The organism is Phenylobacterium sp. (assembly GCF_036263695.1).
GTDB lineage: Bacteria > Pseudomonadota > Alphaproteobacteria > Caulobacterales > Caulobacteraceae > Phenylobacterium.
In genome coordinates this window covers 1-10,564 of sequence record NZ_DATAGM010000159.1, presented here as the reverse complement: position 1 = coordinate 10,564, position 10,564 = coordinate 1, and the positions used below count along the sequence as shown (strand labels likewise).

The following is a 10,564-nucleotide window of genomic DNA, read 5'->3' as shown; positions in this document are numbered from 1 at the left end:
GCCCGCTCCATCGACGACGTGCTCGACATGGCCCAGATCGACGCCGAGGAGATGGCCCTCGACGTCGAGGACGTCCGTGTCTCGGACCTGATCTCCGCCGCCGCCGCCCGCTGGGCCCGCGACGCCGAAGCCGCCCAAGTGGGCCTGAAGCTCGAGCATCCCGACGACATCGGCCTGATCCGCGGCGACGCGCGCCGGCTCGGCCAGATCCTCGACCACTTGGTGGAGAACGCCATCCGCCAGACGCCGCCCGGCGGCGACGTCACCGTCTCGGCCCGCCGGGCGCTGGGCGAAATCCAGCTGCAGGTGGCCGACACCGGCCGGGGCATCCCCTTTCACGTCCAGGCCCACATCTTCGACCGGTTCATCGGTCGCGAGCGCGGCGGGCCGGGCCTGGGACTGGCGCTGGTCAAGGCGCTCACCGAGCTGCACGGCGGTTGGGTCGCCCTGGAGAGCGAGCCCGGCCACGGCGCCACCTTCACCTGCCACCTGCCCGAAGCCGCCCACGCCGAGTCCGCCTCGGCGCGCGAGCTGGAGTTCTAGGCCTTCGCAAACGCGATCAGTTCGCGGTTCACCTGCTCAGCGTGGGTGACGAAGAGGCCGTGCGGCGCGCCGGGGATCACAACCAGCCGGCTGTGCGGGACGAGGGCGGCGGTGCGCCGGCCGGTGATGTCCAGCGGGGCCGAGGCGTCGGCGTCGCCGTGCACCACCAAGAAGGGCACGCGGATCCTGGCCAGGTCCGGCCGGTAGTCGGTGTCGGTCACCACCTTGTTGCAGGCCACCGCCACCGGCAGCGGGCACCGCAGCAGCATGTTCGCCCCCCACTGCATGGTCGCCTGCGAGGTCTGAGGGGTGAAGAACGGCGGGGTGTTGTCGGCCACCCACTTGGGGAAGTCCTTGCGCCAGGTCGCGCGCAGCTGCTCCCAGGCCTGGGGCGGCAGACCGTACGGATTGTCCGCGGTCTTCGTCAGGTAGGGCGTGGTGGGGGCCAGCAGGGCCGCGGCCTTGACCCGCCGCTCGCCGCCGCGCGCCAGGTAGCGGGCGATCTCGCCCGCCCCCATCGAGTGGCCGACCAGCACCGCCCCGGTGACGTCCAGCGCATCCATCACGGCGGCCAGATCGCCTGCCAGGGTGTCGGGGTCGTAGCCCCGGCCGGGGTCGGACGAAGCGCCGTGGCCGCGCCGATCGTAGGTGATGCAGCGGAAGCCGGCCTCGGTCAGCGCCAGCACCTGCTGGCCCCACATCTCCGAGGTCAGCGCCCAGCTGTGGACCAGGACCACCGGCGAGCCCTCGCCCCAGTCGCGCACGGCGAGCTGCGCGCCGTCGGCGGTGGTGACGAAGGCGCGGGCCTCGCGGCGCGTCCTGTTCGGCTGCGCGACGGCGGGGTTGGCCGCGACGGCCGCACTGGCCGCCGCGAGGCTTTGCAGAAGGAAGCGTCGATCCATGACCAGGCTCTCCATGGCTGAAGTCGCCTGATCCTGCCGCCGGCCCGTGCAGCCGGTCGATTACGCCTCAGGTAATGGGCTGGGCTACTTGGCCTGGTCGGCCGTGGTCACGCCCGCGCCGCCAGCCGTGGGAGCCGCCTCGCCCGAGGCGTTGGCGCCCGCCGCGGCGGGGGAGCCGCCATCCGGGCTGACGACCACTGACGTGCCGGCGCCCGGCGTCGCAGCCGCAGCCGCTGCGCCCTCGGCGGCGTTCTCCAGCTGCTGCTCGGAGACCTGGCTTTCGGGCAGGTTAGTGGTGATCTCCGCCTTGGTCCCACCTTCCTCGGCTTCGGCGCTGCGCTCACCGCCGCCGCAGGCGGCGAGCAGAGCCGCGCTGGCGCTCAGGGCCACGGCGATACCGGCGAAACGTTCGAACTTCCTGGCCATGTCCAGCCTCCAGCTCATCAGGTGCGATGGCGAGGAAAGCAGGATCGGGGCCGATGGTTCCGCCGGCGCTAGTGCTGGCTCTCCGGCATCCGGACGACGAGGCCGTCCAGCTCGTCGGAGACCTTGATCTGGCAGGAGAGGCGGCTGTTGGGCTCGACGTTCTCGGCGAAGTCGAGCATCGACTCCTCCATCGCCGAGGGGCTGCCGGTCTTGTCCCGGAACTGCTCGTCCACATAGACGTGGCAGGTGGCGCAGGCGCAGGCCCCGCCGCAGTCGGCGTCGATGCCGGGGATGTTGTTCTTCACCGCCCCTTCCATCACCGACAGGCCGTTCCTCACGTCGACGACATGCTCGGTCCCGTCGAACTCGATGTAGGTGATCTTCGCCATCAACACCCTCGCCGCTAGACGGCGACCTCTTTCATGGAAATCGTGGGGTCCGCAAGCTTTGCGCGGGACACCGGTTTCTTTGAGCCGATCAGCTGCTTGCCCATCATGAATTCGGGCGGCGAGTTGATGGACTCGACCGACTGGACGATGTCGCCCTTCAGGTGGAACACCGCGAACCGGCCGGTGGCCGGATCGCCGCGGACCAGCAGGTCGTCCGCGTCGAACGGCAGGCCGGCGATCTGAAGCTTCAGGTCGTACTGGTCGGACCAGTTCCAGGGCACCTCGGCCGCCGGGCGCGGGCGACCGCAGATCGCCGCGGCGGCCTGCTTGGCCTGCTCCAGGGCGCTGGGCACGCTCTCGGGCCGGAACATCCGGTTGTCGTAGTGGGGCATCGGCCGCTCGGTGACGTCGCCGATGGCGAAAATCGCCGGATCGGAGGTGCGGGCGTCGAGGTCGACGGTGATCCCGCGCGACACATCGAGGCCGGCCTCGCGGGCGATCTCGTCGTTGGGCCGGGCGCCGACGCCCACAACCGCGGCGTCGCAGGGCACGACGTCGCCGCTCTCCAGCAGCACGCCGGTGATGTGGCCGCCCTCGCCGACGAAGCCGGTGACGCTGCAGCCCAGCTCGAACGTCACGCCGCGGGCCTCGTGATAGCTCCGGAAAAAGTCCGACAGCGGCTCGCAGGCCACCCGGGCCAGCAGCCGCGCCTCGCGCTCGAACACCACCACCTCGGCGCCGAGCGCCCGGCCGGAGGCGGCGACCTCGAGGCCGATGTAGCCGCCGCCGACCACCGCCAGCCGCTTGCCCGGGCCGACCTGGGCCTTCAGCGTCTCGGCGTCGGCCGCGGTGCGCAGGAAGAGGACGCCGGCCAGGTCAGCGCCCGGCAGCGGCAGGGCGATCGGCCGCGCGCCGGTGGCCAGGATCAGGCTCTCGTAGGTGATCACCGAGCCATCCGAAAGCGTCACCCGCTTGTCGGACCGGTCGATCTGCACGCCCTTCAGGTTCGGGCGAAAGTCGATGTCGGACTCCGCGTAGAATTCCACCGGCTTGAGCGTCAGGTCGTCGGCGTTCGCCTCACCCTTCAGCCAAGCCTTGGACAGCGGCGGTCGCTGATAGGGCGGAATGGGTTCTTCGCCGATCAGGGAGATGGGGCCGGCATAGCCGTACTGGCGCAGCAGCGCGGCGGCCGTGCCGCCAGCATGGCCTGCGCCGAGGATCACCACATGCCCTGCCGTGTCTCCCATAACGCCCCCATGCAGAAAAGTGACGCCCCCGTCAACTTCTCACGGGATTGCGACACCATTACTCCACCGGGACCGCGCGTCCCAGCCGGCGCAGACAAGCAAGCCGAACACTGAAAGGCGAGCGCGCACGGTGAAAAAGTTGCGTCTCGTTAACCTGGTTGAATTCGCAGGTTGTTTCCGGGCGTCATGTTGCGTGAAGGCTAATTCGGCGGGCGGCTATGCGCACCTTCTCCTACTTCATCCAGGACGACAGATATTCGGTCCCGACGCTGCAGTTCGCGATCGTGCCCAGCGAGGAGCGGGCGCTCGAACTGGCGCGGCGGCAGCTCAGGTCTTCCAGGCACTACGTGTCGATCGAGGTGCACGAGAACGGCCGTCCGGTGTTCCGCGAGGACCGCGGCTAGGGCGCCGGCTCGGCGCTGAACGCCGCCACGTCGTCGATCAGCCCGCGGGCGGCTTCGGCGACCAGCTCGCCGCCCTTCTCGGGCGTGGCCTGGATCGGGTCCGAGCCCATCCGGCCGTCCGGGTAGCGGGCGCGGAAGTCGAGCGCCTCGCGGATCGGGCCGGTGGGGGCGATCTGCGGAGCATAGTTGGCGGTCTTGACGTGGTCCGGATAGGCCCACTGGGTGACGGCGATCTCGGACGGTGTGGCGTGGCTGCCGTGGCCGGTGGGGAACTGGCGGTTGGCCAGGCCCATGACGCCCCGCAACTCCCACCAGTTCTTCAGCTTCAGCGAAAAGCCGCGCCGGCGGCCGGAAAAGCTCGCCTCGGCGTAAAGCTCGGAAAAGGCCGCCTCAATGGTGGCGACGTTCCCGCCGTGGCCGTTGAGGAAGTAGATCTTCGTGAACCCGTGCGCGGCCAGCGAGCGGCACCAGTCGCCGATCGCGGCCATGAAGGTCGAGGGCCGCAGGCTGATGGTGCCGGGAAAGCCCAGGTGGTGCTGGGCCATGCCGATGTTGAAGGTCGGCCCGACCAGCAGCTTCGGCTCGGCCTTCTGCGCCTCGTGGGCGATGATCTCGGGACAGAGCCAGTCGGTGCCGAGCAGGCCGGTCGGCCCATGCTGCTCGTTCGAGCCGATCGGGACGACGACCGTCTGGCTGGTCTTCAGATAGGCCTCGATCTCGGGCCAGGTGGAGAGGTGCAGGAGCATGCGCCAGGCATAGCGCGGGCGGGCGTCGGCGTCATGAGCGACAAACCAGCCCCAGGAGGAGCTAGCCCGTCTCCCCCGGCCGCGGCACCAGACGGCTGGTCTGCACCCCGATCAACTTCCAGCGCTCCCCCTGCTTCTCGAAGGTGAGCGCGCAGCCGTCCTCGGCGCCGGGCGCGCGCAGGCAGGCGCGGGTCTTGTCCTGCACCTCCAGCGTCTCGGCGATTTCCGCGGCGGTGGGCGTGGCGGCGGCGGGACCGGAGCGGGCGACGCGCAGGGCGTCGGGGCCGATCATCCGGTCGAGGGCCGCATCGCTTGGCCCGCCGATGTCGATGCCCTGTTCGCGGGCGGCCTCGCGCACCTGCACCCTCAGGTCCGCCTTGAGCTTCTCGCGGTCGATGCCGGCCTCGAAGGCCTCGGAATCGCCCGCCTCGGCGGCGACCAGCAGGGCGCGGACGTCCTCCGCCGCGTCCACCTTGGCGTCCTTGCCGCAGGCCGAGAGGATCAGGGCCAGGCCCGCCAGCGCGAGCCCCATCGTCTTACGCATGCTCACCCCTGCCGAAGCGCTCGACGCGACCAGCCCGCATAGGTCATGGCGAATCTGGGCGGGAATTCGGCGTAGGCGCAGCCGAACAGCCCGCTGTCGCTGTCCATCCTGAGGCGGATCGTCTCGCCCGGCCGGGCCAGTTCGGGGCCCAGCCGGAAGCGCCACCCGATGGGCGCGTTCGCCGCCTTGGGGAAGTGCGTCAGGACGTCCGCCCGCTCACAGTGGGGCGTGACCTCAAGGCGCGTCTCGCCGCCCACCTGGATGGAGAGCTTCGTCAGCCGCCGACCTGGCGTGCGCTCCAGCGCCCAGCCGGCGAACTCGACCGCGCCGTTGGACAGGTGCGTCGCCGCCTCGAATCCGCCCATCGGCGTGCTGGCGACGAACACGTTCGAGACGTCCTTGCCGGGTCCGCCGACGATGTAGAGGTCCTGGTTCTCGTAGGCGCCCTTGTGGAACCGGCGCCAGCTGGGCCCGCCCGGCAGCCGCGCGATCGCGTCGCCGACGAAGGCCTCGGAGACGTAGCTCATCCCGTAGATGTCGGCGTCCAGCGAGCCGCTCTCGCTGAACCGGAAATATCGGATGCCGCTGGCGTCCATCGCCTCGCCCGGCGGCAGGAAGCTCTCGTCGTGCACCGAGAAGGCAAGCACGCCGCCGGGGTTCAGCAGGCCGTAGAGCGTCGCCAGCCAGCGGTGGAAGAGGTCCGCCGGCAGATGGGAGAAGAGCGAACCCACGAAGATCAGGTCGTGGCGGGCCGTGTGCTGCAGCGCGTCCGGATCGGGCGTGGAATAGGTCCCGGCGACGCCGAACGCCTGCCGCTGCCAGTCCACGGCGTCCTTGTAGATGTCGGCCACGTGGATCTGCTCGGGCCTCAGCTTCTGCAGCATCAGCCGCGTCAGCCGGCCATAGCCGGAGGCGAAGTCGAGGAAGGAGCCCAGCTTCCCGAACCCGCCGAACGCGCCGTCGACGATCTGGCGCACGGTGTCGAAGTGGCGGAGCGTCGCCTCTGTGAACTTGAAGGCGGCGATCGAGGCGTCCTGCTCGTAGTTCGGCAGGATGGCCTTGAAGAACATCTCGTCCGCGCCCGGCAGCGGCCGGCAGAAGGCGGCCGCGTCCAGCCCATAGAGGCCGATGTAGTCTTCGATGAAGGCCCGGTAGCGGGGATCGATGTCGGCGAACGACAGGTCCGGCGCACGGGCTTGCTCGACGGCCATGAACGATCCGCGTCTGAAGCTGGGGAACGGGCCTGGAATGGCCGAGCGACTCCTGCGCCGCAAGCCAAAATGCGCCCGCCGCCCGGCGATTGGTTGCGCCCGAGCGGCGCCGGGGGATACTCCTCGCAACACCGAGAAAAAGGAGGCCGTCCCGGTGAGCGAAGGCGAGTTGGTGATCCCGGTCCCGCAGGAGTGGGCGTCGCGGGCCAAGATGAACGCCGCCGCCTACGAGGCGGCCGTCCGGCGGGTCGAGGACGATCCGGAAGGCTACTGGACCGAGCTCGCCCAGCGCCTCGACTGGATCAAGTTCCCCACCAAGATCAAGGACGTCTCCTTCAACCGCGAGGACTTCCACATCCGCTGGTACGAGGATGGGGTCCTCAACGTCTCGGTCAACTGCCTGGACCGGCACCTGGCGACCCGCGGCGACCAGACGGCGATCATCTGGGAGAGCGACGACCCGCACATCCACACGACGATGAACTACCGCGAGCTGCACGCGGAGGTCTGCCGGATGGCCAACGTGCTGAAGGCCAAGGGCGTCAAGAAGGGCGACCGGGTCACCATCTACCTGCCGATGATCCCGCAGGCGGCGGTAGCCATGCTGGCCTGCGCACGGATCGGGGCGGTGCACTCGGTGGTGTTCGGCGGCTTCTCCCCCGACAGCATCGCCGGCCGAATTCAGGACTGCGACTCGAAGATCGTCATCACCGCCGACGAGGGGCTGCGCGGCGGCCGCGTGGTGCCGCTGAAGGCCAACGTCGACGAGGCGCTGAAGGCGTGCCCGGGCGTCACCAACGTGATCGTCGTGCGCCGCACGAAGGCCGAAGTGAACATGGTCCCCGGCCGGGACGCCTTCTACAACGAGCTGAAGCAGGGCGTCTCGGACAGCTGCGATCCTGAGCCGATGAATGCGGAGGACCCGCTGTTCATCCTCTACACTTCCGGTTCGACCGGTAAGCCGAAGGGCGTGCTGCACACCACCGGCGGCTATCTCGTCTGGGCCAGCTGGACCCACGAGGTGGTGTTCGACTACCGCCCCGGCGAGGTCTTCTGGTGCACCGCCGACATCGGCTGGGTGACTGGTCACAGCTATGTGGTCTACGGGCCGCTGGCCAACGCGGCGACCACGGTGATCTTCGAGGGCGTGCCCAACTACCCGACCAACTCCCGCTTCTGGGAGGTGGTGGACACCCACAAGGTGGAGATCTTCTACACCGCCCCTACCGCCATCCGGGCGCTGATGCGCGACGGCGACGAGCCGGTGAAAAAGACCTCGCGCAAGTCGATCCGCCTACTGGGCAGCGTCGGGGAGCCGATCAATCCCGAGGCCTGGCTCTGGTACTACCGCACCGTCGGCGAGGAGCGCTGCCCGATCGTCGACACCTGGTGGCAGACCGAGACGGGCGCCTGCCTGATCTCGCCGCTGCCGGGCTGCACGCCGCTTAAGCCCGGCTCGGCCACCCGGCCGCTGCCGGGGGTGAAGTGCCAGCTGGTCGACGCGGACGGCAAGGTGCTGGAGGGGGCGACCAGCGGCAACCTCTGCCTGACCGACTCCTGGCCGGGCCAGATGCGCACCGTCTACGGCGACCACGAGCGGTTCATCTCGACCTATTTCACCACCTATCCCGGGAAGTACTTCACCGGCGACGGCGCCCGCCGCGACGAGGACGGCTACTACTGGATCACCGGCCGGGTGGACGACGTGATCAACGTCTCCGGCCACCGGCTCGGCACGGCGGAGATCGAGAGCGCCCTGGTGGGCCACGAGGCGGTGGCCGAGGCCGCTGTCGTCGGCTTCCCGCACGACATCAAGGGCCAGGGCATCTACGCCTTCGTCACCCTGAAGGCCGACGTGCAGCCGACCGACATCCTGCAGGCCGACCTGAAAGGGTGGGTGCGCCGCGAGATCGGCCCGTTCGCGGCCCCGGAAGCCGTGCAGTTCGCCTCCGGCCTGCCGAAGACGCGGTCCGGCAAGATCATGCGCCGCATCCTGCGCAAGATCGCCGAGAACGACACGAGCAATCTCGGCGACACCTCCACGCTCGCCGATCCCTCGGTGGTCGACGACCTGGTGCAGAACCGCGTGGGCTGACCCCCTCCCCTCCGTCATCGCCGGGCTTGTCCGGGCGACCCAGCCCGTCGCCTCAGGCCCGCCTCATCAGGATGGGCGGCCGGCATGAAGCCGGCCATGACGAGATGTGGGATGGGCGCTACTCCGTTCCGCCCGCCGCCTTCGGCAGTTCGTGCACCACGACGCTCTTGATGTTGACGAACTCACGGATGCCGAACGCCGACAGCTCGCGGCCGTAGCCGGAGTGCTTCAGGCCGCCGAACGGCAGGCGCACGTCGGAACGGACGTTCTGGTTCACGAAGGCTAGGCCCGCCTCCAGCTCATCGGCGGCGATCCGCTCGCCCCGTGAGAGGTCTGCGGTCAGCACGCCCGAGCCCAGGCCGAACGGGGAGTCGTTGGCCAGGCGGATCGCCTCGGCCTCGTCGGCGGCCTCGATGACCGCTGCGACGGGACCGAACACCTCCTCGTCGTACGCGGCCATGCCGGGGCGCACGCCGGTCAGCACGGTGGCCGGATACCAGGCGCCGGGCCGGTCCGGGACTTCGCCGCCGCACAGCAGGCGCGCGCCGGCTTCGACGCTGCGGCGGACCTGGTCGTGGATCCCGTCCCGCGCCTCGATGCTCTGCATGGGGCCGAGCTTTGTCGCTTCATCGCGCGGATGGCCCATGGCGTAGCCGCGCATCTTCCGCACCAGCGCCTGCTCGAACGCCTCGCGCACGCTGGCCAGCACGATGAACCGCTTGCCCGCGATGCAGCTCTGGCCGCCGTTGACCATCCGGGCGGCGGCGGCGATCTCGGCGGCGGCCTCCGGGTCCGCATCGTCCAGCACCAGGTAGGCGTCGCTGCCGCCGAGCTCGAGGACGGACTTCTTCAAGACGGCGCCGGCCTGCGCCGCCACCTTGCGGCCGGCCCCGACGCTGCCGGTCAGGCTGACGGCGGCGATGGCGTCATCGTCGATCAGCGCCTGGACTCCCGAGGAGCCGATCAGCACGGTGCGGAAGACGTCGGCCGGGAAGCCGGCGTCGCGGAACACCGCCTCGATGGCGAGCGCGCAGCCCGGCACGTTGCTGGCGTGTTTCAGGACGCCAGTGTTGCCGGCCATGAGCGCCGGGGCGGCGAAGCGGAAGACCTGCCAGAATGGGAAGTTCCAGGGCATCACCGCCAGGACGGCCCCGATCGGGCGGAAGACGATCGAAGCTCTGGGCCCGCCCATCTCGACCGGCTGGGCGGCCAGCATCGCGTGCGCGTGCTCGGCGTAGTGGTCGCAGGCGCCGGCGCATTTCTCGATCTCCGCCCGCCCCTCCGTGAGGGTCTTGCCCATTTCGGCGGTCATCAGGGCGCAGAGTTCGTCCCGGCGCTGGCGCAGGATCTCGCCGGCCTGCCGCATCAGCCGGGCGCGCTCTGAGAAGTCCGTCCGTCGCCAGCCGTCGAAAGCGGCGCGGGCCGCGCGGGCGATGCCCAGCGCCTCCTCGGGCGTCGCGCCCTCGTAGCTTTTGCCGGGCCGACCGCTCGCCGGATCGACCGTGATGAAGGTGGGCCGCCGCCCCGCCGTCGCATCGTCCAAGATCGCCTCCGTCGTTGCATGTCGAACCGCCCGCGGCGACGTGGGGTTTCGCGGGCCGGCCATAGGATGCGCTGGCGTCCAATGAAGCTATATGGGTCAGATGACCCCGGAGCTTCCCCAGACCCTGCGCGCGGCCATCGAACGACGGCTGGAAGGCGTTTCCCGGCGGGATCTGGGCGCGCGCGCCCAGAAGGTTTCGGTCCACTACCGGCAGGGCGGCGCCTCGGGACCGGTGGTGAAGGGCGAGGCGGACGCCCTGGCCTATGCCCTGACCCGGCTGCCCGCGACCTACGCCGCCGACCTGGCCGTGCTCGCCGAGGCGGCGCGGCTGGCGCCCGGGTTCGCGCCGGGGAGCCTGCTGGACGCTGGCGCCGGTCCGGGCGGCGGCGGCTGGGCGGCGCTGGCGGTCTGGCCGACGATCGCCCAGGCGACGCTGGTTGACTCCAGCCGGCCGTTCCTGGCCCTGGCGGCCGAGCTCGCCGCCGAGGGCCCGCCCGCGCTCGCCGGCGCCGAG

Annotated in this window: 12 protein-coding genes; 4 read left to right on the top strand and 8 right to left on the bottom strand. The window is 70.3% G+C overall.

Annotation, left to right across the window (positions count from 1 at the left end; translation table 11 throughout):
• On the top strand, positions 1-543 hold a 543-nt coding region (locus tag VHK87_RS06600), incomplete at its 5' end, for an ATP-binding protein (RefSeq protein ID WP_329634106.1).
• On the opposite strand, the gene VHK87_RS06595 is transcribed toward VHK87_RS06600, so the two are convergent.
• The 4 genes from VHK87_RS06595 to VHK87_RS06580 all read right to left on the bottom strand — a co-directional run bounded on the left by VHK87_RS06595 (position 540) and on the right by VHK87_RS06580 (position 3,507).
• Positions 540-1,445, bottom strand: coding sequence for an alpha/beta hydrolase (locus tag VHK87_RS06595; RefSeq protein WP_329634105.1), 906 nt, complete (start codon positions 1,443-1,445; stop codon positions 540-542). The two genes, VHK87_RS06600 and VHK87_RS06595, sit on opposite strands and share 4 nt — an antisense overlap.
• An 84-nt stretch (positions 1,446-1,529) precedes the next feature.
• Positions 1,530-1,871 carry a hypothetical protein gene (locus tag VHK87_RS06590; protein ID WP_329634104.1) on the bottom strand — a complete coding sequence of 114 codons (342 nt, stop codon included), beginning with the start codon at positions 1,869-1,871 and terminating at the stop codon, positions 1,530-1,532.
• Positions 1,872-1,939: 68 nt separating this feature from the next.
• The gene (locus VHK87_RS06585) at positions 1,940-2,260 is read right to left on the bottom strand and encodes a 2Fe-2S iron-sulfur cluster-binding protein (protein WP_329634103.1); all 321 of its coding nucleotides are present in this window, start codon (positions 2,258-2,260) and stop codon (positions 1,940-1,942) included.
• A 14-nt stretch (positions 2,261-2,274) separates the two neighbouring features.
• A complete protein-coding gene (locus VHK87_RS06580; RefSeq protein ID WP_329634102.1) occupies positions 2,275-3,507 on the bottom strand; it encodes an NAD(P)/FAD-dependent oxidoreductase in 1,233 nt (410 codons plus the stop codon).
• Between the two features lie 218 nt (positions 3,508-3,725).
• Here VHK87_RS06580 and VHK87_RS06575 point away from each other — a divergent pair, with 218 nt between their 5' ends.
• Positions 3,726-3,911, top strand: a complete 186-nt coding sequence (locus VHK87_RS06575) for a hypothetical protein (RefSeq protein ID WP_329634101.1) — start codon at positions 3,726-3,728, stop codon at positions 3,909-3,911.
• Here the strand turns inward: VHK87_RS06575 and VHK87_RS06570 are convergent.
• The 3 genes from VHK87_RS06570 to VHK87_RS06560 form a co-directional block, all read right to left on the bottom strand.
• Positions 3,908-4,657, bottom strand: a complete 750-nt coding sequence (locus VHK87_RS06570) for a creatininase family protein (protein ID WP_329634100.1) — start codon at positions 4,655-4,657, stop codon at positions 3,908-3,910. The genes VHK87_RS06575 and VHK87_RS06570 overlap by 4 nt on opposite strands.
• Positions 4,658-4,718: 61 nt before the next feature.
• Complete coding sequence (locus VHK87_RS06565; RefSeq protein ID WP_329634099.1) at positions 4,719-5,201, bottom strand: hypothetical protein; 483 nt, start codon at positions 5,199-5,201, stop codon at positions 4,719-4,721.
• A 2-nt stretch (positions 5,202-5,203) separates the two neighbouring features.
• Positions 5,204-6,412, bottom strand: coding sequence for a class I SAM-dependent methyltransferase (locus VHK87_RS06560; protein ID WP_329634098.1), 1,209 nt, complete (start codon positions 6,410-6,412; stop codon positions 5,204-5,206).
• 154 nt (positions 6,413-6,566) lie between these two features.
• Here VHK87_RS06560 and acs point away from each other — a divergent pair, with 154 nt between their 5' ends.
• Positions 6,567-8,507 (top strand): acetate--CoA ligase, encoded by a 1,941-nt coding sequence (gene acs / locus VHK87_RS06555; RefSeq protein ID WP_329634097.1) that lies wholly within the window; start codon positions 6,567-6,569, stop codon positions 8,505-8,507.
• A 118-nt stretch (positions 8,508-8,625) separates the two neighbouring features.
• Here the strand turns inward: acs and VHK87_RS06550 are convergent, their stop codons facing one another.
• A complete protein-coding gene (locus tag VHK87_RS06550; RefSeq protein ID WP_329634096.1) occupies positions 8,626-10,050 on the bottom strand; it encodes an NAD-dependent succinate-semialdehyde dehydrogenase in 1,425 nt (474 codons plus the stop codon).
• A 91-nt stretch (positions 10,051-10,141) separates the two neighbouring features.
• Here VHK87_RS06550 and VHK87_RS06545 point away from each other — a divergent pair.
• Positions 10,142-10,564, top strand: a 423-nt coding sequence (locus tag VHK87_RS06545) for a small ribosomal subunit Rsm22 family protein (RefSeq protein ID WP_329634095.1), incomplete at its 3' end; no start/stop codon positions are given.

Excerpts from the sequence above, each read along its gene's own strand:
- VHK87_RS06570 (WP_329634100.1), bottom strand. The coding sequence starts at position 4,657 with ATGCTCCTGCACCTCTCCACCTGGCCCGAGATCGAGGCCTATCTGAAG.
- VHK87_RS06585 (WP_329634103.1), bottom strand. The coding sequence starts at position 2,260 with ATGGCGAAGATCACCTACATCGAGTTCGACGGGACCGAGCATGTCGTC.
- VHK87_RS06580 (WP_329634102.1), bottom strand. The coding sequence starts at position 3,507 with ATGGGAGACACGGCAGGGCATGTGGTGATCCTCGGCGCAGGCCATGCT.
- VHK87_RS06575 (WP_329634101.1), top strand. The coding sequence starts at position 3,726 with ATGCGCACCTTCTCCTACTTCATCCAGGACGACAGATATTCGGTCCCG.
- VHK87_RS06560 (WP_329634098.1), bottom strand. The coding sequence starts at position 6,412 with ATGGCCGTCGAGCAAGCCCGTGCGCCGGACCTGTCGTTCGCCGACATC.
- VHK87_RS06595 (WP_329634105.1), bottom strand. The coding sequence starts at position 1,445 with ATGGATCGACGCTTCCTTCTGCAAAGCCTCGCGGCGGCCAGTGCGGCC.
- VHK87_RS06565 (WP_329634099.1), bottom strand. The coding sequence starts at position 5,201 with ATGCGTAAGACGATGGGGCTCGCGCTGGCGGGCCTGGCCCTGATCCTC.
- VHK87_RS06590 (WP_329634104.1), bottom strand. The coding sequence starts at position 1,871 with ATGGCCAGGAAGTTCGAACGTTTCGCCGGTATCGCCGTGGCCCTGAGC.